The 20,937-nt window shown below is 63.7% G+C and carries 30 protein-coding genes; 26 read left to right on the plus strand and 4 right to left on the minus strand.

All coding sequences use genetic code 11. The annotated features are described in order from the left end of the window. Position 1: 1 nt before the first annotated feature. From rplV to AC50X6_RS03175, 25 genes are all read left to right on the plus strand, one after another. Positions 2-367: a 50S ribosomal protein L22 gene (gene rplV, locus AC50X6_RS03055; RefSeq protein ID WP_069949298.1), complete on the plus strand. Its 366-nt coding sequence runs from the start codon at positions 2-4 to the stop codon at positions 365-367. Next, positions 368-1,225, plus strand: coding sequence for a 30S ribosomal protein S3 (gene rpsC, locus AC50X6_RS03060; RefSeq protein WP_326966702.1), 858 nt, complete (start codon positions 368-370; stop codon positions 1,223-1,225). It begins immediately after the preceding gene. Next, positions 1,226-1,642: a 50S ribosomal protein L16 gene (gene rplP / locus AC50X6_RS03065; protein WP_024366129.1), complete on the plus strand. Its 417-nt coding sequence runs from the start codon at positions 1,226-1,228 to the stop codon at positions 1,640-1,642. 2 nt (positions 1,643-1,644) lie between these two features. Beyond that, a complete protein-coding gene (rpmC, locus tag AC50X6_RS03070; RefSeq protein WP_326966703.1) occupies positions 1,645-1,980 on the plus strand; it encodes a 50S ribosomal protein L29 in 336 nt (111 codons plus the stop codon). Next, a complete protein-coding gene (gene rpsQ, locus AC50X6_RS03075) occupies positions 1,977-2,285 on the plus strand; it encodes a 30S ribosomal protein S17 (RefSeq protein WP_326966704.1) in 309 nt (102 codons plus the stop codon). The genes rpmC and rpsQ overlap by 4 nt, the downstream gene beginning before the upstream one ends. A gap of 498 nt (positions 2,286-2,783) precedes the next feature. Beyond that, entirely contained in the window at positions 2,784-3,152 is a 369-nt protein-coding gene (gene rplN / locus AC50X6_RS03080) for a 50S ribosomal protein L14 (protein WP_003803789.1), read from the plus strand. Positions 3,153-3,155: 3 nt separating this feature from the next. After that, complete coding sequence (gene rplX, locus AC50X6_RS03085) at positions 3,156-3,515, plus strand: 50S ribosomal protein L24 (protein WP_326966705.1); 360 nt, start codon at positions 3,156-3,158, stop codon at positions 3,513-3,515. Further along, entirely contained in the window at positions 3,515-4,096 is a 582-nt protein-coding gene (gene rplE, locus AC50X6_RS03090) for a 50S ribosomal protein L5 (RefSeq protein WP_326966706.1), read from the plus strand. Before rplX ends, rplE begins: the two co-directional genes overlap by 1 nt. Before the next feature lie 97 nt (positions 4,097-4,193). Continuing rightward, a complete protein-coding gene (gene rpsH, locus AC50X6_RS03095) occupies positions 4,194-4,592 on the plus strand; it encodes a 30S ribosomal protein S8 (RefSeq protein ID WP_056425243.1) in 399 nt (132 codons plus the stop codon). 18 nt (positions 4,593-4,610) lie between these two features. Beyond that, the gene (gene rplF / locus AC50X6_RS03100) at positions 4,611-5,147 is read left to right on the plus strand and encodes a 50S ribosomal protein L6 (RefSeq protein ID WP_494964833.1); all 537 of its coding nucleotides are present in this window, start codon (positions 4,611-4,613) and stop codon (positions 5,145-5,147) included. Between the two features lie 2 nt (positions 5,148-5,149). After that, on the plus strand, positions 5,150-5,533 hold the full coding sequence (gene rplR / locus AC50X6_RS03105; RefSeq protein WP_494964834.1) for a 50S ribosomal protein L18: 384 nt from the start codon (positions 5,150-5,152) through the stop codon (positions 5,531-5,533). Positions 5,534-5,559: 26 nt separating this feature from the next. Beyond that, a complete protein-coding gene (gene rpsE, locus AC50X6_RS03110; RefSeq protein ID WP_326966709.1) occupies positions 5,560-6,246 on the plus strand; it encodes a 30S ribosomal protein S5 in 687 nt (228 codons plus the stop codon). A 3-nt stretch (positions 6,247-6,249) separates the two neighbouring features. After that, positions 6,250-6,456: a 50S ribosomal protein L30 gene (gene rpmD, locus AC50X6_RS03115; protein ID WP_326966710.1), complete on the plus strand. Its 207-nt coding sequence runs from the start codon at positions 6,250-6,252 to the stop codon at positions 6,454-6,456. Beyond that, positions 6,456-6,950: a 50S ribosomal protein L15 gene (rplO, locus tag AC50X6_RS03120; RefSeq protein ID WP_326966711.1), complete on the plus strand. Its 495-nt coding sequence runs from the start codon at positions 6,456-6,458 to the stop codon at positions 6,948-6,950. Before rpmD ends, rplO begins: the two co-directional genes overlap by 1 nt. A gap of 185 nt (positions 6,951-7,135) precedes the next feature. After that, positions 7,136-8,446: a preprotein translocase subunit SecY gene (gene secY / locus AC50X6_RS03125; RefSeq protein WP_326966712.1), complete on the plus strand. Its 1,311-nt coding sequence runs from the start codon at positions 7,136-7,138 to the stop codon at positions 8,444-8,446. Between the two features lie 5 nt (positions 8,447-8,451). Further along, positions 8,452-9,021, plus strand: a complete 570-nt coding sequence (locus AC50X6_RS03130) for an adenylate kinase (RefSeq protein ID WP_494964924.1) — start codon at positions 8,452-8,454, stop codon at positions 9,019-9,021. A 105-nt stretch (positions 9,022-9,126) separates the two neighbouring features. Further along, a complete protein-coding gene (map, locus tag AC50X6_RS03135) occupies positions 9,127-9,954 on the plus strand; it encodes a type I methionyl aminopeptidase (RefSeq protein ID WP_494964835.1) in 828 nt (275 codons plus the stop codon). A gap of 386 nt (positions 9,955-10,340) precedes the next feature. Continuing rightward, the gene (locus tag AC50X6_RS03140) at positions 10,341-11,396 is read left to right on the plus strand and encodes a P1 family peptidase (protein WP_494964925.1); all 1,056 of its coding nucleotides are present in this window, start codon (positions 10,341-10,343) and stop codon (positions 11,394-11,396) included. Positions 11,397-11,565: 169 nt separating this feature from the next. Continuing rightward, positions 11,566-11,787 (plus strand): translation initiation factor IF-1, encoded by a 222-nt coding sequence (gene infA, locus AC50X6_RS03145; RefSeq protein ID WP_011775571.1) that lies wholly within the window; start codon positions 11,566-11,568, stop codon positions 11,785-11,787. A gap of 69 nt (positions 11,788-11,856) precedes the next feature. Next, positions 11,857-11,970, plus strand: coding sequence for a 50S ribosomal protein L36 (gene rpmJ / locus AC50X6_RS03150; RefSeq protein WP_009358722.1), 114 nt, complete (start codon positions 11,857-11,859; stop codon positions 11,968-11,970). 174 nt (positions 11,971-12,144) lie between these two features. Continuing rightward, positions 12,145-12,519: a 30S ribosomal protein S13 gene (gene rpsM, locus AC50X6_RS03155; protein ID WP_024366110.1), complete on the plus strand. Its 375-nt coding sequence runs from the start codon at positions 12,145-12,147 to the stop codon at positions 12,517-12,519. 100 nt (positions 12,520-12,619) lie between these two features. Then, positions 12,620-13,021: a 30S ribosomal protein S11 gene (gene rpsK, locus AC50X6_RS03160; RefSeq protein WP_018773682.1), complete on the plus strand. Its 402-nt coding sequence runs from the start codon at positions 12,620-12,622 to the stop codon at positions 13,019-13,021. Between the two features lie 133 nt (positions 13,022-13,154). Next, complete coding sequence (locus AC50X6_RS03165) at positions 13,155-14,165, plus strand: DNA-directed RNA polymerase subunit alpha (RefSeq protein WP_136321891.1); 1,011 nt, start codon at positions 13,155-13,157, stop codon at positions 14,163-14,165. Positions 14,166-14,244: 79 nt separating this feature from the next. Beyond that, positions 14,245-14,835: a 50S ribosomal protein L17 gene (gene rplQ, locus AC50X6_RS03170; RefSeq protein ID WP_494964836.1), complete on the plus strand. Its 591-nt coding sequence runs from the start codon at positions 14,245-14,247 to the stop codon at positions 14,833-14,835. Positions 14,836-14,866: 31 nt separating this feature from the next. After that, positions 14,867-15,757, plus strand: coding sequence for a tRNA pseudouridine synthase A (locus AC50X6_RS03175; RefSeq protein ID WP_494964837.1), 891 nt, complete (start codon positions 14,867-14,869; stop codon positions 15,755-15,757). A gap of 52 nt (positions 15,758-15,809) precedes the next feature. Here the strand turns inward: AC50X6_RS03175 and AC50X6_RS03180 are convergent, their stop codons facing one another. Further along, on the minus strand, positions 15,810-17,483 hold the full coding sequence (locus AC50X6_RS03180; protein ID WP_494964838.1) for a sensor histidine kinase: 1,674 nt from the start codon (positions 17,481-17,483) through the stop codon (positions 15,810-15,812). Positions 17,484-17,700: 217 nt separating this feature from the next. Between AC50X6_RS03180 and AC50X6_RS03185 the strand changes: the two genes are divergently transcribed. Then, complete coding sequence (locus AC50X6_RS03185) at positions 17,701-18,471, plus strand: response regulator transcription factor (RefSeq protein ID WP_494964839.1); 771 nt, start codon at positions 17,701-17,703, stop codon at positions 18,469-18,471. Positions 18,472-18,507: 36 nt separating this feature from the next. Here AC50X6_RS03185 and AC50X6_RS03190 read toward each other — a convergent pair whose 3' ends face one another. The 3 genes from AC50X6_RS03190 to AC50X6_RS03200 form a co-directional block, all read right to left on the minus strand. Continuing rightward, positions 18,508-18,993 carry an Hpt domain-containing protein gene (locus AC50X6_RS03190; protein ID WP_494964840.1) on the minus strand — a complete coding sequence of 162 codons (486 nt, stop codon included), beginning with the start codon at positions 18,991-18,993 and terminating at the stop codon, positions 18,508-18,510. A gap of 86 nt (positions 18,994-19,079) precedes the next feature. Next, positions 19,080-19,928, minus strand: a complete 849-nt coding sequence (locus AC50X6_RS03195) for a type II secretion system F family protein (protein ID WP_494964841.1) — start codon at positions 19,926-19,928, stop codon at positions 19,080-19,082. 63 nt (positions 19,929-19,991) lie between these two features. After that, positions 19,992-20,924, minus strand: coding sequence for a type II secretion system F family protein (locus AC50X6_RS03200; RefSeq protein ID WP_494964842.1), 933 nt, complete (start codon positions 20,922-20,924; stop codon positions 19,992-19,994). Between the last annotated feature and the right edge of the window lie 13 nt (positions 20,925-20,937).

The raw sequence follows: 20,937 nt of genomic DNA on the forward strand, positions 1-20,937 counted from the left end.
AATGGAAGCCAAGGCAATTGCGCGTCACATCCGCGTAACGCCTATGAAGGCCCGGCGCGTCGTCAACCTTGTTCGTGGTAAGCAAGCGAATGAGGCTCTGGCAATTCTGAAGTTTGCCCCGCAGGCAGCTTCGGAGCCGGTATTCAAGGTAGTTCAGTCGGCAATCTCCAACGCCCGGGTCCTCGCGGACCGCGACGGCGTGGCGTTTGACGAAGGTGACCTCATCATCAGCGAAATGTATGTTGATGAAGGCCCGACCATGAAGCGGTTCCAGCCGCGAGCCCAGGGTCGTGCATTTCAGATCAAGAAGCGCACGAGCCACATCACCGTGGTAGTCGCTACCCCGGAGAAAGAGGAGGCTCGCTAAGTGGGACAGAAAGTTAACCCGCACGGGTTCCGACTCGGCATCACCACCGATCACGTATCGCACTGGTTTGCTGACAGCACCAAGCCCGGCCAGCGGTACAAGGACTTCGTCCGCGAAGACATCCGCATCCGCCAGCTCATGTCCACGGGTATGGAGCGCGCCGGTATCGCCAAGGTTGAAATCGAGCGCACCCGCGACCGTGTCCGCGTGGATATCCACACGGCACGTCCGGGCATCGTTATCGGCCGCCGCGGCGCAGAAGCAGACCGCATCCGCGGCGAGCTCGAAAAGCTCACGGGCAAGCAGGTCCAGCTGAACATCCTCGAGGTCAAGAACCCCGAGATGGAAGCTCAGCTTGTTGCCCAGGGCGTTGCTGAGCAGCTGACTTCCCGCGTGGCTTTCCGCCGTGCGATGAAGAAGGCCATGCAGTCCGCACAGCGTGCCGGTGCCAAGGGCATCCGGATCGCTTGCTCGGGTCGACTGGGCGGCGCAGAAATGTCCCGCTCGGAGTTCTACCGCGAAGGCCGTGTGCCCCTGCACACCCTCCGCGCGAACATCGACTACGGCTTCTACGAGGCCAAGACCACCTTCGGCCGCATCGGCGTGAAGGTCTGGATCTACAAGGGTGACGTCACCGCCAAGGAATTGGCTCAGCAGGCAGCTGCTGCTCCGTCCCGTGGCCGTGGTGCCAGCGACCGACCGGGCCGCCCGGGTGGCGCTGACCGTGGTGGCGCTGACCGCGGTGACCGCCGTCGTCGTCCCGACCGCCCGGCCGAGGCTGCACCTGTTGCTGCCGAAGCTCCGGCTGCCGAAGCCGCTACCGCAGCTGCACCGGCAGTAGAAGGAGGACAGGCTTAAATGCTTATCCCACGTCGAGTCAAGCACCGTAAGCAGCACCACCCGGGTCGTTCCGGGGCTGCTACGGGCGGCACCAAGGTCTCGTTCGGTGAGTGGGGTATCCAGGCTCTGAGCCCGGCATATGTCACGAACCGTCAGATCGAGTCTGCCCGTATCGCGATGACCCGCCACATCAAGCGTGGCGGCAAGGTCTGGATCAACATCTACCCGGACCGTCCGCTGACGAAGAAGCCGGCCGAAACCCGCATGGGTTCCGGTAAGGGTTCTCCGGAATGGTGGGTCTCAAACGTCAAGCCGGGCCGGGTTCTCTTCGAGATCTCCGGTGTCGATGAAGAAACTGCCCGCGAGGCACTTCGCCTGGCGATCCACAAGCTCCCGTTGAAGGCACGCATTCTGCGTCGCGAAGGTGGTGAATAGAAATGTCAGTAGGATCCAAGGAACTTGCATCCGCACAGCTGGACGGTTTCGACAACGAGCGACTCGTTGAAGAACTCCGCAAGGCCAAGGAAGAGCTGTTCAACCTGCGTTTCCAGTCCGCCACCGGTCAGCTGGAGAACCACGGTCGGCTGCGCGCGGTAAAGAAGGACATCGCCCGCATCTACACCGTTCTCCGTGAGCGTGAGCTGGGCATTCGTGCCGAGGTTGCCGCACCGGTTGTGGAAGCCAAGGAAGAAAAGAAGTCCAAGAAGTCCGCAGCCAAGGCTGAAAAGGCTGAAAAGCCGGCCGAGGCCAAGACTGAGGAGGACGCCAAGTGAGTGAAAAGGACGAGAACGTGACGGAAACTGTTTCCGACGCAGCTACGGCTGCCGAGCGCGGTGACCGTAAGACGAAGCGCGGCTATGTGGTCTCGGACAAGATGGAAAAGACCATCGTTGTCCAGGTCGAGGACCGTGTGAAGCACGCCCTCTATGGCAAGGTCCTTCGCCGCAACACGAAGATCAAGGCTCACGACGAAGAGAACAGCGCCGGCATCGGCGACCTCGTTCTCCTCGCCGAGACCCGCCCGCTCTCCGCTACCAAGCGGTGGCGCCTGGTGGAGATCCTCGAGAAGGCCAAGTAACACCTGCAGCCCCGCTGCAAGTAGACGCTTGAGTGAAACCCCCGTTCCCTTCTGGGAGCGGGGGTTTCTGCGTTCCGGAGGGTTCCCGCCGCGCGCCGCGTCACGCCGTGCAGGTTTTCATCAGGCGTACGACGCCGGCGGGCCCGGTTCCCGGGGGAGCGGGCAGCCGTGTGGTCAAGAATCTGTCGTGCGTGACGCCGTCGTCGGTGGCATTTCCTGATTCTGCCCACCGGGCCAAAACGTGCTAAGATCTTGAGTTTGTATGGCGCCCTCTGTGCGCCATCGTCAACCTCGTAAACTTCGGTGCCACGGCATAGTGCCCCCTTGAACCCGACTCGTCGGGATCCGCCTGGGAAGCAAATGTTTTTGGCACGGGATTTTAGGCCTGGTCTGGCAAAATCCAGGCAGGTCAAGAGACACCCCGATCAACCGTTCCGCAAGGCTCATTCCGTAGGAAGATTTTCGGTCTGAGAACCAGCGCGACGCAAGGAGTAAATAGTGATTCAGCAGGAGTCGCGACTCAAGGTCGCCGACAACACGGGTGCTAAGGAAATCCTTACCATTCGCGTTCTCGGTGGATCTGGCCGTCGCTACGCAGGCATTGGCGACGTAATCGTCGCTACCGTCAAGGACGCAATTCCGGGCGGCAACGTAAAGAAGGGCGATGTCGTCAAGGCGGTCATCGTCCGTACCAAGAAGGAACGCCGCCGTGCGGATGGTTCCTATATCAAGTTTGACGAGAACGCAGCTGTGATCCTGAAGAACGACGGTGACCCCCGCGGTACCCGTATCTTCGGACCGGTTGGTCGTGAACTTCGCGATAAGAAGTTCATGAAGATCGTTTCTCTGGCTCCGGAGGTGCTGTAGTCCATGGCTAAGATCAAAAAGGGTGACCTGGTTCAGGTCATCACTGGCGCCAAGGCTGAGCGCGGCGGCGACAAAGGCAAGCAGGGCAAGGTTCTGCGCGTTTTCCCCGAGAGCAACCGCGTGTTGGTCGAAGGCATGAACCGCGTAACCAAGCACACCAAGGTCGGTCAGTCGCAGCGCGGCACCAAGACCGGTGGCATCGAGGTCGTTGAGGCTTCAATCCACATCTCCAACGTGGCTCTGGTTGACCCCTCCACCAAGAAGCCCACCCGCGTCGGTTTCCGCACCGAGACCGTTGAGCGCGATGGCGTGAAGCGCGACGTGCGTGTCCGCGTGGCCAAGAGCTCAGGGAAGGACATCTAATGACTGAGACTCTCGAGACTCCGGCAAGCAAGATGGTTCCTCGTCTGAAGACCAAGTACGCGGATTCCATCAAGAGTTCGCTCGTTGAGGAATTCAAGTACGAGAACGTCAACCAGGTTCCCCGTCTGGTCAAGGTCGTTGTGAACATGGGTGTTGGAGATGCCGCCAAGGACTCCAAGCTGATCGACGGCGCCGTCCGCGATCTGACCCTGATCACCGGCCAGAAGCCGCAGGTAACCAAGGCCCGCAAGTCGATCGCACAGTTCAAGCTGCGCGAAGGCATGCCGATCGGTGCACACGCAACTCTGCGTGGGGACCGCATGTGGGAATTCCTGGACCGTCTGGTCACGCTGGCTCTGCCGCGTATCCGTGACTTCCGGGGCCTCAGCGGCAAGCAGTTCGACGGCAACGGCAACTACACCTTCGGTCTGACCGAGCAGGTTATGTTCCACGAGATCGACCAGGATTCCATTGACCGCGTGCGCGGCATGGACATCACCGTCGTGACCACTGCCAAGACCGACGACGAAGGCCGCGCGCTGCTCAAGGCACTTGGCTTCCCGTTCAAGACCGACGATTAATCTAGCTACGTAAAAGGTCCGCCCGCGCCGGTTCCCGAGCCACGTTCGGGAAAAGCCGCACGGCGGAAACCGTTATGAGGAAGGGCAAGAGCCCACCATGACAATGACAGATCCCGTCGCAGACATGCTTACGCGTCTGCGCAACGCAAACTCGGCATACCACGATTCCGTGTCTATGCCTTACAGCAAGCTCAAGGCACGCGTTGCCGACATCCTGAAGGCCGAAGGTTACATCGCCTCCTGGAAAGAAGAAGACGCTGAGGTTGGCAAGAAGCTGACCCTCGAGCTCAAATTCGGTCCGAACCGCGAGCGTTCAATCGCTGGCGTTCGTCGTATTTCCAAGCCGGGACTGCGCGTTTACGCAAAGTCCACCAACCTGCCGCACGTGCTCGGTGGCCTGGGTGTCGCAATCCTGTCCACCTCTTCCGGCCTCTTGACTGACAAGCAGGCCGGCAAGAAGGGCGTGGGCGGCGAAGTCCTCGCTTACGTCTGGTAACGGGAAAGGAAGAGAATAATGTCACGTATTGGACGTCTCCCCATCACCGTTCCTGCCGGCGTTGAGGTCAAGGTTGACGGCTCTGCCGTCAGCGTCAAGGGTCCCAAAGGCGAGCTGAGCCATACTGTGCCCAGCCCGATCGAGGTTTCCCTGGAAGATGGCACCCTGACTGTCGCCCGCCCGAACGACGAGCGCGCCTCCCGTTCGCTGCACGGCCTAACCCGCACCCTGATCGCCAACATGATCCAGGGCGTCACCGCAGGCTACGAGAAAAAGCTTGAGATTGTCGGTACCGGTTACCGCGTCCAGGCCAAGGGAACTGATCTGGAGTTCGCTCTGGGCTACAGCCACCCGGTTAGCATCACGGCACCGAACGGCATCACCTTTGCAGTAGAGACCCCGACCAAGCTCTCTGTTTCAGGTATCTCCAAGCAGCAGGTCGGCGAGGTTGCTGCCAACATTCGCAAGCAGCGGAAGCCGGACCCCTACAAGGGCAAGGGCATTCGCTATGCAGGCGAAGTCATCCGCCGCAAGGTCGGAAAGGCTGGTAAGTAACCATGGCGATCGCAATTAACAAGAAGCGTACGAACAAGAGCAAGTCTGCCCAGCGCAGCCGCCGCCAGCTTCGTATCCGTAAGCGCATCTCCGGAACGGCTGTACGTCCTCGTCTGGTCGTCAACCGTTCCGCACGTCACATTTTCGTCCAGGTTGTCGATGACACCAAGGGCCTGACTGTAGCGAGTGCATCCACACTGGAAGCCGACCTTCGTGTATTCGACGGTGACAAGACTGCCAAGGCCAAGCGCGTTGGCGAGCTCGTCGCCGAGCGTGCCAAGGCTGCCGGTATCGAAGCAGTTGTCTTCGACCGCGGTGGTAACAAGTACCACGGCCGGATCGCCGCCGTCGCTGACGGCGCACGTGAAGGTGGGTTGTCACTGTGACCGAAAATAACGAAAAGGACAAACAGGTGACTGAAGCTGTAGCCGCTCCGGCAACTGAGACCGCTGCGCCCGCTGCCGCTGATGACCGCCGTGGTGGCGCTCGTCGTGGCGAGCGTGGTGGCCAGGGCCAGGGCCAGGGCCGTGGCGACCGCGGTGGCCGTGGTGGCCGCGATGGTGGCCGCGAAGCCGAAAAGAGCCAGTTCGTAGAGCGCGTCGTCACCATCAACCGTGTTTCCAAGGTCGTCAAGGGTGGTCGTCGCTTCAGCTTCACCGCCCTCGTCGTCGTCGGTGACGGCAACGGAATGGTCGGCGTCGGCTACGGCAAGGCCAAGGAAGTTCCCGCCGCCATCGCGAAAGGCGTCGAAGAAGCCAAGAAGTCCTTCTTCCGCGTTCCCCGCATCGGCAGCACCATCCCGCACCGCGTTCAGGGTGAGGCCGCTGCAGGCGTTGTTATGCTGCGTCCGGCTTCCGCCGGTACCGGTGTTATCGCCGGCGGTCCGGTCCGTGCAGTACTGGAGTGCGTGGGCATCCACGACATCCTCTCCAAATCGCTCGGATCTTCCAACGCCATCAACATCGTTCACGCGACCGTTGACGCGCTGAAGCGCCTCGAAGAGCCGGCAGCAGTGGCAGCACGCCGCGGCCTGCCGCTCGACGAGATCGCTCCGCCGGCCATGGTGCGTGCACTGCTCAACCAGAAGGCAGGTGTCTGAGTCATGGCTAAGAACGTGCTTGTCTCCGACGCTTCGTTGGAGATCACTCAGATCAAGTCCGCCATTGGCGGCAAGCAGAACCAGCGCGACACCCTGCGGTCCCTCGGCCTGAAGCGGATCGGACACACCGTTGTCCGCACCGCCGACGCCGTCACCGTCGGAATGGTCAACACGGTTCCGCACCTGGTAAAGGTAGAGGAGGCGAAGTAATGGCAGAGAACAAGACCGCCGAGAAGGCACAGGGCGCCGCTGCTGAGAAGCAGAACGCACTGAAGGTTCACCACCTGCGTCCCGCCCCGGGTGCCAAGACCGCTAAGACCCGTGTGGGTCGAGGTGAAGGTTCCAAGGGTAAGACCGCCGGCCGTGGTACCAAGGGTACGAAGGCCCGTTACCAGATCAAGGCTGGCTTTGCCGGTGGCCAGCTGCCGCTGCACATGCGCCTGCCGAAGCTGCGCGGGTTCAAGAACCCGTTCCGGGTTGAGTACCAGGTGGTAAACCTGGACAAGCTCAACGAGCTGTTCCCGGAAGGTGGCTCAGTTACTGTGGAGAACCTGGTAGAAAAGGGTGCCGTTCGCAAGAACCAGCCCGTCAAGGTGCTTGGCACCGGCGATATCACCGTCAAGGTTGATGTCACCGTCCACGCATTCTCGGCCAGTGCCGCAGAAAAGATTGCCGCAGCAGGCGGAAGCACCACCGCCCTCTAACGAGGCGGCGGGGCAGTTGCCCGTTGTTTGAAACTCCCGGTACCAGGGGCTCAGGCCTCCGGTGCCGGGAGTTTTCTTAATTCCGGCCTGGCCGATTGTCCGCAGGACGCATCTACCCGTTAGACTCGGTTGTTGGGTTTATTTGACCTGTCTCACACGACTTTACTTATTCATCAGGAGGACGCTTGCTTAGCGCATTTGGCCGGGCCTTTCGCACGCCTGATCTGCGACGCAAGTTGTTGTTCACGCTGGGAATCATCACAATCTTCCGCTTGGGTGCCTTCATTCCCTCGCCTGGTGTGAACTACCAGAATGTCCAGCAATGCTTGCAGAGCGGTTCGACCTCGGGCGGTATCTACCAGCTCGTCAACCTGTTCAGCGGCGGTGCATTGCTGCAGGTCTCGGTCTTCGCGCTCGGGATCATGCCGTACATCACGGCCAGCATCATCGTGCAGTTGCTCCGGGTGGTCATTCCCCGGTTCCAGACGCTCTATGAGGAAGGCGCCTCCGGCCAGTCAAAGCTGACGCAGTACACGCGCTATCTGACCATAGCCCTGGGTCTGCTCAATGCCACCACCCTGGTGTCCCTGGCCCGTTCCGGCCAGCTGCTGCCGAACTGCCAGCTGCCCATCATCCCGGACACAAGCATCGTCACCACGATCCTCATCATCATCACGCTGACCGCCGGCACCGGCCTCATCATGTGGATGGGGGAGCTCGTAACCGAAAAGGGTGTCGGCAACGGAATGTCGCTCCTCATCTTCACCTCCATCGCCGCCAGCTTCCCAGGCTCGCTTGGCGCGATCTGGAGCTCGCAGGGCCCCGGAACCTTCTTTATGGTGCTTGCCATCGGCCTGTTGACGGTGGCCGCGGTGGTCTTCGTGGAGCAGTCCCAGCGCCGGATCCCGGTGCAGTACGCCAAACGCATGATCGGCCGCCGCACCGTGGGCGGCACCAGCACGTATATCCCGATCAAGGTGAACATGGCCGGCGTCGTGCCCGTCATCTTCGCCTCCTCGATGTTGTACCTGCCGGGCCTGATCTCGCAGTTCAACCAGCCGAAGCCCGGCGAACCGGTCGCGCCCTGGGTTGAGTGGATCAACAACAACCTCACCACGGGTGACCACCCGATCTACATGGCCCTCTACTTCGCCATGATTGTGTTCTTCACGTACTTCTATGTTGCGATCACTTTCAACCCTGAAGAAGTATCTGAGAACATGAAGAAGTACGGCGGCTTCATTCCGGGAATCCGTGCCGGCAAGCCGACGGCGGACTACCTGCAGTATGTCCTGTCCAGGATCACCCTGCCCGGTGCCATTTACCTGGGCTTTGTGGCACTGATTCCGCTCGTTGCCCTGGTCCTGATCAACGCCAACCAGAACTTCCCGTTCGGCGGCACCTCGATCCTGATCATGGTGGGCGTGGGTTTGGAGACCGTCAAGCAGATTGACGCGCAGCTGCAGCAGCGTCACTACGAAGGGCTTTTGCGATGACGAGAATGTTGATTATCGGACCTCCCGGGTCCGGCAAGGGAACACAGGCGGAACGCATTTCGGAGCGCCTCGGCGTCGTTGCGATCTCCACCGGAGACATCTTCCGGGCCAACGTCAAAGGTGAGACGCCGCTGGGCGTCGAAGCCAAGAAGTACATGGACGCCGGCGACTTTGTCCCGGACACCGTGACCAACAAGATGGTCCGTGACCGCCTCAAGGAGGCCGACGTCGAGAACGGCTTCCTCCTGGACGGGTACCCGCGCACCACCGCGCAGGTTGACTACCTCGACGACATCCTGGCCGACGGCAACCAGAAGCTCGACGTCGTCCTGCAGCTCACGGCCGATGACGAGGAGCTCGTCACCCGCCTGCTGGGCCGTGCGAAGGAAACCGGCCGCACGGATGACAACGAAGCCGTCATCCGGCACCGCCTCGACCTGTACCGCAGCCAGACGGAAGCGGTGGTCGCCAAGTACGCCGACCGCGGCATCCTGACCCAGGTCGACGGTATCGGCGGCATGGACGAGGTCACCGACCGCGTTATGCAGGCCATCGGAGCGGCCCAGTCGGCCTGACCGCCCACCATCTTCGAGGCCCCTCCCGGACCACTGGGAGGGGCCTCAGCCATTTGGCCGCGCAGCCCTGGAGGCAAGCGCGGCTCCACCGAAAGGAAGCTGCAGATGGCCTTCGGCCAGCCCCGCATCGAATACAAGACCAACGCCCAGATGCGCACCATGCACGAAGCCGGTCTGGTCCTCAGCCGCGCCCTCGATGCCGCCGTCGCGGCAGCGGCCCCGGGGAGGACCACCCGGGACCTCGACGCTGTGTTTGCGGCCGTGCTCAAGGACGCCGGCGCCACCTCCAATTTCCTGGGCTACCACGGCTTCCCGGCCACCATCTGCACCTCGGTCAATGAGGAAGTGGTCCACGGTATCCCGGGCGACCGCGTCCTGCAGGACGGAGACATCCTCTCGATCGACGGCGGGGCGATCCTGGCCGGCTGGCACTCCGACTCGGCCCGGACCGTCATCGTGGGCACCGCCGATCCCGAGGATCAGCGGCTCTCCGATGTCACCGAGACCGCAATGTGGCACGGCATCGCGGCACTGGCCACGGGCAAGTTCGTGGGGGACATCGGCAACGCCGTGGACGACTACGTGTCCTCCGTCCAGGGCAAGCCGCTGGGCATCCTGGAAGACTATGTGGGCCACGGGATCGGCTCCGAGATGCACATGTCCCCGGACGTCCCGAACTACCGCACGGGCCACCGCGGGACCAAGATCCGGCCGGGGCTCTGCCTGGCCATCGAGCCCATGCTGGTCCGCGGCAGCATTGACACCGCCGTGCTCGCGGACGACTGGACGGTGGTGACGACGGACGGCAGGCGGTCCTGCCAGTGGGAGCACGCTGTGGCGGTCCATGAGAAGGGAATCTGGGTGCTTTCGTCGCCCGACGGCGGTGCCGCGAAGCTGGCGCCGCTCGGCGTCGTGCCCGTTCCGATTCCCTGACGGCTGCGCACCCGGCGATACACAAAGTCGCCCGCGACACGGGAAATCCCTGGCGACACGGAAATCCCCTGGCGACGCGGAAATCCCTGGCGACACGGAAATCCCCTGGCGACGCGGAAATCCCCTGGCGACGCGGAAATCCCCTGGCGACGCGGAAATCCCCTGGCGACGCGGGAAAACCAGCATCGCCAGGGATTTTCTGCGTCGCCAGCGTTTTTGTGCGTCGCTCGGGGAACACTAGCCCTTGGTCAGGGGGACGACGGTTGCTTAGGTGCCCCCGGGCTGGGGCCAGCGATGCGAAAAACGCCGGGCGGCGCCGATCCGCCGCCAGTTGCGGTCCCGGCGCGCACAATGGAGCCATGACTGCTTTGACTGCCATGACTGCCATGACTGCGATTACGGACGTGCCGGGAATACGGGTGGGCCACTCGACGAAAACGGCTGACGGCTGGCTCAGCGGGGTTACCGTGGTGCTTCCCCCTGCCGGGACTGTCGGGTCCGTTGATGTGCGCGGCGGTGGCCCCGGAACGCACGAGACTGATGCCCTCGACCCCACCACGCTGACTTGCACCGTCGACGCCGTAGTCCTCACCGGGGGCAGCGCCTACGGCCTGGTGGCCGCGCACGGTGCCCAGCGCTGGTGCGAGGAAAACGGCCGCGGCTTCGCCGTTACCGGGGGCGTCGTCCCCATTGTCCCGGCCGCGGCCATCTTTGACCTCGGACGGGGCGGGGACTTCACCGCACGCCCGGACGAGGCCATGGGCCACGCGGCCGCCGCGGCCGCCGCGGCCAGGCAGAACGGGCACGACGTCGAACGCGGCAACATAGGCGCCGGCACCGGAGCAACAATCGGCCGGGGCACATACAAAGGCGGAGTAGGTACAGCCTCCATGACTTTAGACAACATCTCCAGCGAGGGCCCTGTGGTGGTCGGCGCGATCGCTGTGGTGAACGCGCTGGGACTGCCATGGGGCACATCGCCGGAGCGGACGGAACCCGGCAGCGTGCGTCTAAGCGAGGGACGAGCGAGCACGCCGAGGGTTTCGGCCGCTGCGGCGGAGGCCGGGAACGGCGGCATCGGCGCGCCAGCCCGTGGCGAAACGGGCCCCCCGCCCCTCAACACCACACTCGTCGTCGTCGCCACGAACGCGGTCCTGGACAAGGCGGAGTGCAAGCGCACAGCGTCGGCCGCGCACGCAGGGCTGGCCCGGGCGCTGAACCCGAGCCACACCCTCGCGGACGGGGACACGGTGTTCTGCCTGGCCACGGGAATTGTGGCACTGGACCGCAGCAGCGAGGCCGCCAGGCAGGTGAGTCACATCACCCTGCAGAGTGCGGCAGCCGACGTCGTCCGCCTGGCCATCCTCGATGGGATCGCCCGCGCGGAGGCTGTGAGCACTCCTGCCGGTGAAATTGCGGCATACGGCGCCCGAGTGCGCTAACATGGCCGGATTTAACATTCGGCCCGCAATGGCGTAACGTTGCCTGTTGGTTGTCTGCCCTGTTGTGCCCTTTTGTGGCCGGGAGGCATCAGCCAATCAATCAAAAACGTCCGCAGTCATTTCCGGTGCAAAGCCGGCAGGCTGTGGCAAACAACAGTTAGCGGAGGGTATGGCCAAGAAGGACGGGGTCATTGAGATCGAGGGCGTTGTGACTGAGGCGCTGCCCAACGCGATGTTTCGCGTTGAGCTCACCAACAAGCACGTCGTTCTGGCACACATCTCTGGAAAGATGCGCCAGCACTACATCAGGATTCTCCCTGAGGACCGGGTAGTGGTGGAGCTGAGCCCGTACGACCTGACACGTGGTCGTATCGTCTACCGCTACAAGTAAACACTGGGTGGCCAGAGCAATAGCCGAAGGCCGGTCCAGTCGACCAACTGCAACACGCAAAGGAACGCCATGAAGGTCAAGCCGAGCGTCAAGCAGATCTGCGAAAAGTGCAAAGTGATCCGCCGTAATGGCCGGGTCATGGTGATCTGCGAGAACCCGCGCCACAAGCAGCGCCAGGGCTAATTTCCCTTTCGGGAAAACCCTGGGTTGCTAACCCACGCAAGTAAATAAAGGCAGCACAAGCTGATCTGGGACATATGGGCCCGTACAGCTAACCCCCGGTCGGAGGCTGGGGCCGCACCAACCGTGCGGGTGTACTGCCTACGACCTCCGGTTTATTCAAGGAGCACTGCCTCTATGGCTCGTCTCGCTGGCGTAGACATTCCCCGCGAAAAGCGGTTGGAAATTGCGCTTACTTACATCTACGGCGTGGGCAAGACCCGTGCACACGAAACCCTGGCTGCCACCGGCATCAGCGCGGACGTTCGGGTCAAGGACCTGTCCGACGCCGAGCTGGTCCAGCTGCGTGATTACATTGAAGGCAACTACAAGGTTGAGGGTGACCTTCGCCGCGAAGTAGCAGCAGATATCCGCCGCAAGGTTGAAATCGGCAGCTACGAAGGTATTCGCCATCGCAAGGGCCTGCCAGTGCGCGGACAGCGTACGAAGACGAACGCGCGTACCCGCAAGGGTCCGAAGCGCACCGTCGCAGGCAAGAAGAAGACCCGCTAAACCCCATTTTCCCCTTGAAATTGCTGGCGTAATTTCGAGGAACCCGGTGAATGAAGGAACAAGCGTTCGTCTTCCCCGATAACTTTCTGTAGGAGAAAAAATGCCCCCGAAGACTCGTGGCGCGGTTCGCAAGCCGCGTAAGAAGGACAAGAAGAATATCGCGCTGGGCCAGGCGCACATCAAGAGCACCTTTAACAACACCATCGTTTCCATCACGGATCCGAACGGTGCTGTCATCTCCTGGGCTTCGTCCGGTGAGGTTGGCTTCAAGGGCTCGCGTAAGTCCACCCCGTTCGCTGCCCAGATGGCTGCCGAAGCCGCCGCAAAGCGTGCACAGGAGCACGGTATGCGCAAGGTTGACGTATTCGTTAAGGGACCGGGTTCCGGACGCGAAACGGCAATCCGTTCACTGCAGGCTGCCGGCCTCGAGGTTGGCTCCATCCAGGACGTCACCCCCAGCGCCCACAACGGCTGCCGGCCGCCGAAGCGCCGTCGCGTCTAAGGCTTTCCAGCGCTCAGGAGCTTGCCCGGACCCGCAACGGTCCGGGCAGGCCCAGCCGCGTTAAGTCTTCAGACCGATCTTTCCACCACCTGTGTTGCGTCATATAGCGGATGCTCGCCGAAAGGAAACCTAAGTGCTCATTGCACAGCGCCCCACCCTCTCCGAAGAGGTCGTCTCCGAAAACCGTTCCCGTTTCATCATTGAACCGCTGGAACCGGGTTTCGGTTACACACTCGGAAACTCCCTCCGCCGTACCCTGCTCTCCTCCATCCCCGGCGCTGCTGTCACCAGCATCCGGATCGATGGCGTGCTGCACGAGTTCACCACGGTTCCGGGTGTCAAGGAAGATGTCACTGAGATCATCCTGAACATCAAGAGCCTGTCGGTTTCCTCCGAGCACGATGAGCCGGTTGTTGCCTACCTGCGCAAGCAGGGCCCGGGAGTCGTCACCGCCGCGGACATCGCGCCGCCGGCCGGCGTCGAATTCCACAACCCGGATCTGCACATTGCCACGCTGAACTCGAAGGGCAAGTTCGAACTCGAACTGACCATCGAGCGCGGCCGCGGCTACGTTTCGGCAGCTCAGAACAAGTCCGGCGATTCCGAGATCGGCCGCATCCCGGTCGACTCGATCTACTCGCCGGTCCTGAAGGTTACCTTCCGCGTGGAAGCTACCCGTGTTGAGCAGCGCACTGACTTCGACAAGCTCATTGTCGACGTCGAGACCAAGCAGGCCATCGCCCCGCGCGATGCCGTCGCTTCGGCAGGTACCACCCTGGTGGAACTGTTCGGTCTGGCCCGCGAGCTGAACACCGCAGCCGAAGGTATCGAGATTGGCCCGTCGCCGACGGATGCTGCCCTGGCAGCTGATATGGCCCTGCCGATCGAGGATCTGGATCTTACCGTCCGTTCCTACAACTGCCTCAAGCGTGAGGGCATCCACACCGTGGGTGAACTCGTGGCCCGCTCCGAGGCTGACCTCATGGACATCCGTAACTTCGGTGCGAAGTCCATTGACGAGGTCAAGGCAAAGCTGGTTGAACTGGGCCTGTCCCTCAAGGACTCGCCTCCCGGTTTTGACCTCGCAGCCCGCGCCGCAGCAATTGAAGAGGACGACGCCGCGTTCAGCGACGACGAACTCTAACAAACAGATCTTGGCCGGCGGGCTGACTGCACCATGGTGCGTGACCAGTCCACTGGCTTCCATATGAGGAGAAACTATTATGCCTACCCCCGCTAAGGGTCCGCGCCTCGGAGGCGGAGCAGCTCACGAGCGTCTGATGCTCGCGAACCTGTCCGCCGCTCTTTTCGAGCACAAGCGGATCACCACCACGGTCACCAAGGCCAAGCGCCTGAAGCCGTACGCCGAGCGCCTGGTGACTTTCGCCAAGCGTGGCGACCTGGCTTCCCGCCGTCGTGTACTCGGTCTGATCAGCAACAAGGGCATCGTCCACGAGCTGTTCACCGACATTGCACAGGCAGTGGAGAACCGCAACGGCGGCTACACCCGCATCACCAAGATCGGCAACCGGAAGGGCGACAACGCTCCCATGGCTGTCATCGAACTGGTTCTCGAGCCGGTTTCCGCCAAGCAGGCAGTGGTGGCCGAGGCTTCCTCCGCCGCCAAGCGCGACGCTGACAAGAAGGATGCCGCCAAGACCGCTCCGGTTGCTGCAACTGAAGTTGTTGAGACCGAAGTTGTTGAGACCGAAGAGGCCCCCGAGGCTGAGGTCGTTGAGACCGAAGCTTCAGCTACCGAAGAGGCTCCGGCCGCTGAGGAAGCAGCCGAGAAGTCTGAGAAGGACGCGAAGTAATTCACTGAATTCTTCGCCTAGACTCAAGTCTATGAACCACCAGAAACCCGCCGTCCCCTTGAGAGGGGGCGGCGGGTTTTTGCGCATCCGGCTGGATCTCGCGTACGACGGCGGGCCGTTCAGCGGCTGGGCCGTGCAGCCGGGCCGGCGCACCGTTCAGGGCACGCTGGAAGAGGCCCTCGGGATGCTGATCCGCCGCCCGGTCCGGGTCACCGTCGCCGGCCGCACCGACGCGGGGGTGCACGCCCGCGGCCAGGTGGTCCACCTTGACCTCAGCGGTGCCGAGTGGACGGGCCTGAACCGCGGTGTGGAGCTGGATCCTGCGGTTGCCCTGCTTCGGCGCCTCCGTGGTGCTCTCAGCCATGGGCTGGGGGACCTCACCGGGGCGATCGAGGTCCACAAGGTCTCCATCGCACCTGCAGGCTTTGACGCCCGTTTTTCAGCGCTCTGGCGCCGCTACAGCTACCGGATTGCCGATGGCCCGGAGCTCTGGGACCCGTTGGGCCGAACCTCGACCCTCTGGCACGAGGAACCGCTCGACGTCGGGCTGCTCAACGAAGGCGCCTCCCAGCTGCTCGGTTTGCAGGACTTCAGGTCCTACTGCAAGCCCCGCGAGGGCGCCACGACGATCCGGGAACTGCAGCGCTTCGAGTTTGCCCGCGGATCCGACGGGGTGATCGTGGCCACCGTCCAGGCCGACGCGTTCTGTCATAACATGGTGCGCTCCCTCGTGGGTTCGGCGCTGTTTGTGGGAGCGGGGGTGGAATCCCCGGGCTGGATGTTGGACCGGCTGCTCGCCCGCCAGCGGGACGCCAAGTCCGTGTTGGCTGCCCCGCATCCGCTGGTGCTGGAGAAGGTGGACTACCCCTCTACCAGCGGCCTGCTCGCCAGGGCTGAACTGACCCGGGCGAGGCGCCGGTAGCGGCTGCCCCACCGAGGCGCGGGGTCACACATTCGTGAGGCGCCGCCGCCAGCTAGGTCGCCGCGGGTGTGCGGTCGGCGGGGAGCGCAACGGTGAACGTGCTGCCGTGCCCCGGCCGGCTGTTGCAGGTGATCGTTCCGCCATGTTCCTCGACGATGGCCTTCGTGATGGACAGGCCCAGCCCCGCGCCCGGAATGGAATGGGCGCGGACAGCCGGGCTCCGGAAAAACCGGGTGAAAGCCTGCGAGGCATCGGCCGCGGTCATTCCCATGCCGGTGTCCTCAACATGAAGCCGCACCCAGCCGTCCCCGGTACTGGCATAGACCCGGACGACGCCGCCATCCGGGGAATACTTGATGGCGTTGGAGACGAGGTTATCAAGTACCTGGCCGATTCGCAGGGGGTCGGCCTCTGCCCACAGCGGCGCGGAGACGTCGGCTGAGAGCACCACCCGCATTGAGCTGGCACGCGCCTGGGCCGAGCTCAGCGCTGCGTCCACCAACGCGGCCAGATCGCTGCGGCGCGGGTTCACCGATACCGCCGGGCGGCCCGGCATCAGCAGGTCAGAGACGAGGGCCAGCAACCGTTCCGCGTTGCGTTGGGCGATCTCGATGCGGCGCACAGCAGGATCCGGAAGGCCGTCTGCGTCGCCGAGGACGAGGTCCAGGTTTCCGATAATCGAGGTCAGGGGGGTGCGCAACTCGTGCGAGAAGTTGGACACCACCTCATCCTTGGCGGCCAGCGACTCGACGAATCCCGTCACCTCGTTGAACTGCACCACGGAGCCGCCGGATCCGCCGTCGGCGTCGGTGAAGGGGCGGCCCCCGGCGGACACCACTCTTCCGCCGGGGGTGTCGCCGAAACACACAAGGTAGTCCGCAAACGTCTCACCGGCAGCGGCCCGCTGGATGGGACGACGGCCGAGGGGGAGCGGTGTAGCCTGGCCGTGGCTCGTCAGGATCAGCTCCGCTTCCTGTACCGGAGACGACGCGGCGCAGGGCGCCGCCGAGGCCTCCAGCTGCGACTGCCAGCTGTTGGTGAGCAGCCGCCTGCCGTCGGTATCGAGGGCGACGATTCCGACGTCGACGGTATCGAGGATCTGGCTCAGCAGGCGCTCGCGTCCGGTGCCGTCCGCGAGCAGGGAGTGCAGCTGGGCTTCCTTGGCCGCATTCCCTCGTTGCTCGCGCCGCAATCGCGAACCCACCAGCCACACGGCCAGGGACACCCCCAGCATCATGAAGGGCACCAGCACAGCCGAGGCGATCCGGCCCGGCGTGGGGCTGGACCCTGGCTCGAGCAGCCATGGCAGTCCGGCGAGCAGTGGGCCGAAGAAACTCAGCGCGAGGCTCACGGGGGCCGGGAGGCGCGAGCACGAGATCCACACCACGGGAAGGACGGCGAGCACCCCCAGATCCGGGAGGCCTTCGACGCCGCCGCCGCGGGCCAGGCCGATTGCTACGAGGTCCAGCACCGGGATGGCGAGCGGAGCATTCGGCCCGAATCGCTGCCAGGGCACAAGGACGGAGGCCAGGAGCAGCCCCGTCAGCAGGGCAAAGGCGGCGCGGCCCGGGGCGTCGCCGAGCAGGCCGGGCCAGAAGGCTGGCGCCGAAATAGCCACGGCGGCCATGACCAGCGTCAACGGCAGTTGATACAGCAGCACCTGGAAACGTGGCGGCACTGCCCGGAAGTAACCGTCCGGAGCCCGGACCAGTTGCTGTTCACTCAATGCGCGTGTACCTCTTTCTCCTGCTCCAGTTTTACACCTTTTGTCACAAAGTTGACACCATGAATCGGCATTCTGGTGCGTGTTGCTGCGGCGGATGCAATTTTAGGCCCTCGGCGTGGGTATTCTGACAGGGCCGATGCAGCGCAAACGGGCAGTTCACGGGGACTGCTCCGGCGCATCCGCCGCAGAGGCAGCAATTCCAGATGTGAGGGGGGCCATGAGTGACCTTGGAACCGCCGTCGTTGTTGAAGACGACGAAGACGTTCGTAACCTTATCCACGCCGTGCTGAGCCAGGCCGGATTTGAAGTCCATTCCGCAGCCTGCGGAAAGGACGGAGTGGACATGGTCCGGCTCCGCGAGGCCAGCGTCGTGACCCTCGATGTGGGCTTGCCGGACATCGACGGCTTCGAAGTTCTCCGCCGGATCCGGCAGTTCAGCGACGCCTATGTGGTGATGCTGACGGCGCGGACCGATGAACTGGATACCCTGACCGCCCTTCATACCGGGGCGGACGACTTCATGACCAAGCCCTTCCGGCCGCGTGAACTGCGGGCCAGGGTGGCGGCGATGATGCGGCGGCCCCGCCAGGACAAGCCGGGCGGCCGGCCCCTTGACGCGGCCCCGCAGGCAGCGGCGGATCCGCCGCCCGTCGCCGATGCCGTATTCCGCCACAACGGGCTGGCGCTGAACCCGGACACCCGATCGGTAACGGTCGACGGCGACGCCACCAGCCTGACGCGCAGCGAGTTTGATCTCCTGCACGCCCTACTTAAGGGGGCAGGCGCCGTCCGGTCCAAAACCGATCTGGTGAGGGTGGTGCGCGGCGAGTACTACAGCGCCGACGCGTACATCAGCGAATCTGATGAACGGGCCGTGGAAGTCCACATCGGCAACCTCCGGCGGAAACTGCGCGAAGACTCGCTGCGGCCGCGCTGGCTGCAGACCGTCCGCGGAGTGGGCTACCGGCTGGCGCCGGAACGGATCTAGTTTGGCCTCGTCCCGTATGGCCTCGTCCCCTGTGGCCTAGTCGCGCGGATGCGGGGCGGTGCTGTCCCGGAGGACGTAGCCGAACTGCAGTTCGTCCACGGTTTCGCTGCCGCGCTCCGCCACGTCATCCAGCATCGAGTGTGCCTGGTCCATGTGACCATCCCGGACGGCGTCCTCAAGCTCGCCGGCGAGCTGGGCCAGCTGGACGCCTCCCACCATCGTCGAGGACGTCTTGAGGCTCAGCACGGCGTCCAGGGCCGCAGCCTGATCGCAACGGTTGACCGCCGAAGCAATCGAGTCGTAGCGTTGGTCCCACATGTTCGCGTAGTCACGGGCGAAGCCCTTGGCCACCGCAGCGCTGTCCAGCTGGACACCCAGCTCCTGCAGGGCCGCCGGATCCACGAGCGGTGCCGCCGCGGCAAGGGTCGCATCTCCAACAACCAGCCCGGCTCCGCCGGGGGAGGACTCGGGAGAAAGGTTAGTGTTCGCGTCGCCGTCGACTGGGGCACTTAGGAAAGACATGCTCCTAGGCTACTTCCTGCCGCGGACGCCGCCGCAGACTCCGGGCATTCCTGCGGAAAACTTGTGGCACCCCGGGGAAGCTCCCTCTACATTCCGCTGAAAGTCTCGATGGCGTTAATGGCGGCCGGGCCGAGCAGTGCGATGAAGAGCACGGGCAGGATACAGAGCATGAGCGGGAAAAGGACCTTGACGGGGATCTTCATGGCTTGCTCCTCGGCCCGCTGCCTGCGCTTGCGACGCATTTCGCTGGCCTGCGTCCGGAGTACCGCGGAAATCGAGATTCCGTACCGGTCCGCCTGCAAGATGGCGTTGACGAAGCGACGGAGGTCCGGCGCGCCGGTCCGGTCCGCGAGGGCCAGGTACGCCTCGCGACGCGACATCCCGATGTGCATATCCTGCAGGGTCCGGACCAGCTCGGCGGCCAATGGCCCTTTTCCGTTTTGGCCGGTCCGTGACATGGCGGCGTCGAACCCCAGGCCGGCTTCTACGGCGATGGTCATCTGATCCAGCGTGTCCGGCAGCTCCAGCCCGATGGCGGCCTGGCGCTCAACCCCCCTGCTGTAGATCAGGAGATCGGGAAGGAAATAGCCAACCACGGACACGGCGATCGAGAGCCACAGTGTCTTGGCGCTGGGATCACCTCTGATCAGCAGTAACCCGACGACGACGGCGATGACGGCCGCGGCGAATTTGGCGGCCATGAGCCGCCTGAGCGGCCACGCGGGAGGACGGCCCGCCAGGGCGAGCTGCCGGTCCAGGTTTGCCACCAGACGCCGGGGGGTGAACCGTCCGGCGAAAGACTCCAGTACCGAGTTCCTCGCTTTGACGGGCTTCTTGGCGGGAACAAGCCCCCGGGACAGGTTTGCCTCGATGGAATCCTTCCCGGCGACACGCGTGCCGACGACGGCCCACGATGCCAGGGCAATAGCCGCCATGATCAATCCGATAGCTACAACAGCCGTCGCCGACATAAAGAAACTTCTCCTCTCAGGCCTTCGCTAGAACTTGAACTGAACGACTTTGCGCAGCCAGAGGCCGCCCAGACTGAAGAGGACTGCCGCGGCGCCGACCATCGCCAGGCCCAACGGGGTGGTCACCATGGGATCCATGTACCCCGGGCTGATGACCATCAAGGCTCCCGTGATCGCCACCGGCAGCAGCATCAGGACCAGCGCCGAGATCTTCCCTTCGGCGCTGAGAGCCTTCACCTGGCCGCGGATCTGGCTCCGCTCCCGGATGGTCTGGCCCACCTGGTCCAGCACGTCAGCCAAGTTGCCGCCGACCTCCCGATGGATGGCGATGGCTTGGGCCACCCAGGAAAAATCCTCCGAGCGCATGCGCAGGGCGGCGTCGTCCAGAGCCTCGCCCAGGTCCCGGCCGAGCCTCGTTTCGTTGATGATCCGGGCAAACTCAGCGGTGGTGGGGGCCTCGGCCTCCCCGGCCACCGCATCAATGGCGCGCAGCAGGCTGTGGCCGGCGCGCAGGCCGCCGGCGAGAAGCTGCAGGGTCTCGTCGAGCTGTTCGGCGAATTTTGCACGGCGGCGCGAGGCCAGGAACCGCAGGATGAAGCGCGCACCGAACGGCGAGAGAAGCAGGACGATCAACGCCGGGAGCGGACCTAGCACGGCCAGCGCTACAGCGCCGATGATGGCCGCGCCGGCCAGTGCGAGCACCACAAATTCCGGGGCCTTCATGCTGAGGCCTGCCTGTTCCAGCGATGCCGCCACCGCAGCAGTGTAGTTCCGCCGCTTCAACAGGGATTCCACGGCGGCAGTGGCACGGGCCCCCACACCCCCGGCCAAGGTGCTCCGGCCGGGAATTGCGGCGGCCCGCCGGTTCAGCAGGGTGGCCGGTCGGCGCGGCGCCACAACGAACAGGACGGCAACGCCCAGGGCCGTGTAGCTCAACAGAAATCCCAGCATCATTTCCATGAGTTAGCCTTCG

This window comes from Pseudarthrobacter sp. HLT1-7, assembly GCF_059383435.1.

What these genes read in the sequence shown, in the direction of transcription:
- rplV (WP_069949298.1), top strand. Translation starts at nt 2, where the DNA reads ATGGAAGCCAAGGCAATTGCGCGTCACATCCGCGTAACGCCTATGAAG.
- rplP (WP_024366129.1), top strand. Translation starts at nt 1,226, where the DNA reads ATGCTTATCCCACGTCGAGTCAAGCACCGTAAGCAGCACCACCCGGGT.
- rpmC (WP_326966703.1), top strand. Translation starts at nt 1,645, where the DNA reads ATGTCAGTAGGATCCAAGGAACTTGCATCCGCACAGCTGGACGGTTTC.
- rplX (WP_326966705.1), top strand. Translation starts at nt 3,156, where the DNA reads ATGGCTAAGATCAAAAAGGGTGACCTGGTTCAGGTCATCACTGGCGCC.
- rplE (WP_326966706.1), top strand. Translation starts at nt 3,515, where the DNA reads ATGACTGAGACTCTCGAGACTCCGGCAAGCAAGATGGTTCCTCGTCTG.
- rpsH (WP_056425243.1), top strand. Translation starts at nt 4,194, where the DNA reads ATGACAATGACAGATCCCGTCGCAGACATGCTTACGCGTCTGCGCAAC.
- rplF (WP_494964833.1), top strand. Translation starts at nt 4,611, where the DNA reads ATGTCACGTATTGGACGTCTCCCCATCACCGTTCCTGCCGGCGTTGAG.
- rplR (WP_494964834.1), top strand. Translation starts at nt 5,150, where the DNA reads ATGGCGATCGCAATTAACAAGAAGCGTACGAACAAGAGCAAGTCTGCC.
- rpmD (WP_326966710.1), top strand. Translation starts at nt 6,250, where the DNA reads ATGGCTAAGAACGTGCTTGTCTCCGACGCTTCGTTGGAGATCACTCAG.
- rplO (WP_326966711.1), top strand. Translation starts at nt 6,456, where the DNA reads ATGGCAGAGAACAAGACCGCCGAGAAGGCACAGGGCGCCGCTGCTGAG.
- AC50X6_RS03130 (WP_494964924.1), top strand. Translation starts at nt 8,452, where the DNA reads ATGTTGATTATCGGACCTCCCGGGTCCGGCAAGGGAACACAGGCGGAA.
- map (WP_494964835.1), top strand. Translation starts at nt 9,127, where the DNA reads ATGGCCTTCGGCCAGCCCCGCATCGAATACAAGACCAACGCCCAGATG.
- AC50X6_RS03140 (WP_494964925.1), top strand. Translation starts at nt 10,341, where the DNA reads ATGACTGCGATTACGGACGTGCCGGGAATACGGGTGGGCCACTCGACG.
- infA (WP_011775571.1), top strand. Translation starts at nt 11,566, where the DNA reads ATGGCCAAGAAGGACGGGGTCATTGAGATCGAGGGCGTTGTGACTGAG.
- rpmJ (WP_009358722.1), top strand. Translation starts at nt 11,857, where the DNA reads ATGAAGGTCAAGCCGAGCGTCAAGCAGATCTGCGAAAAGTGCAAAGTG.
- rpsM (WP_024366110.1), top strand. Translation starts at nt 12,145, where the DNA reads ATGGCTCGTCTCGCTGGCGTAGACATTCCCCGCGAAAAGCGGTTGGAA.
- rpsK (WP_018773682.1), top strand. Translation starts at nt 12,620, where the DNA reads ATGCCCCCGAAGACTCGTGGCGCGGTTCGCAAGCCGCGTAAGAAGGAC.
- rplQ (WP_494964836.1), top strand. Translation starts at nt 14,245, where the DNA reads ATGCCTACCCCCGCTAAGGGTCCGCGCCTCGGAGGCGGAGCAGCTCAC.
- AC50X6_RS03175 (WP_494964837.1), top strand. Translation starts at nt 14,867, where the DNA reads ATGAACCACCAGAAACCCGCCGTCCCCTTGAGAGGGGGCGGCGGGTTT.
- AC50X6_RS03185 (WP_494964839.1), top strand. Translation starts at nt 17,701, where the DNA reads ATGAGTGACCTTGGAACCGCCGTCGTTGTTGAAGACGACGAAGACGTT.
- AC50X6_RS03190 (WP_494964840.1), bottom strand. Translation starts at nt 18,993, where the DNA reads ATGTCTTTCCTAAGTGCCCCAGTCGACGGCGACGCGAACACTAACCTT.
- AC50X6_RS03195 (WP_494964841.1), bottom strand. Translation starts at nt 19,928, where the DNA reads ATGGCGGCTATTGCCCTGGCATCGTGGGCCGTCGTCGGCACGCGTGTC.
- AC50X6_RS03200 (WP_494964842.1), bottom strand. Translation starts at nt 20,924, where the DNA reads ATGGAAATGATGCTGGGATTTCTGTTGAGCTACACGGCCCTGGGCGTT.